The organism is Mesorhizobium sp. M8A.F.Ca.ET.165.01.1.1, from assembly GCF_004792065.1.
Lineage (GTDB): Bacteria > Pseudomonadota > Alphaproteobacteria > Rhizobiales > Rhizobiaceae > Mesorhizobium.
Map to the genome: position 1 here is coordinate 1 of NZ_SRTH01000081.1, position 418 is coordinate 418.

Sequence of the window (418 nt, forward strand, 5' to 3'; positions counted from 1 at the left end):
TTTCCAGTGACGGCCGGACCCAGGTCGACGCCATGAACGGTGCGGCCGCGAAGAATGGCGGCACGGCCGACGTCAATCCGGCGCAGGACCTCGGCTTCATGTACAACCGCAATCTCGCCGACCCGGATGGCCACATTTTCGAGGCGATGTGGATGGACATGTCGGCGATGCCGCAAGGCTAGCGGCGCTTCTACGGCGCGCCGCCCGCCAGCGCCGTCGGCGTGACGCCGGTCAGCCGCCGGCTCTCGCGGATCAGATGCGCCTGGTCGGCATAGCCGGCCTCGATCGCCAGCAGCGCGGTCGAGGCGTCGCTCTGCTGTCGTTGCAGGCGGCGGAAGCGGTGGAAGCGCAGGATGCGGTCGAGCGTCTTCGGACCATAGCCGAACGTGTCGTCGAAGCGCCGGCGCAGCGTCCGCTC

Annotated in this window: 1 protein-coding gene and 1 pseudogene; one reads left to right on the forward strand and one right to left on the reverse strand. The window is 68.9% G+C overall.

The annotated features are described in order from the left end of the window. A pseudogene (locus EN808_RS35200) lies at positions 1 to 182 on the forward strand (lactoylglutathione lyase); the annotation flags it as partial. A gap of 8 nt (positions 183 to 190) precedes the next feature. On the opposite strand, the gene EN808_RS35205 reads toward EN808_RS35200, so the two are convergent. Continuing rightward, the coding region (locus EN808_RS35205) for a helix-turn-helix domain-containing protein (RefSeq protein WP_135918221.1) at positions 191 to 418 on the reverse strand (228 nt) is incomplete at its 5' end.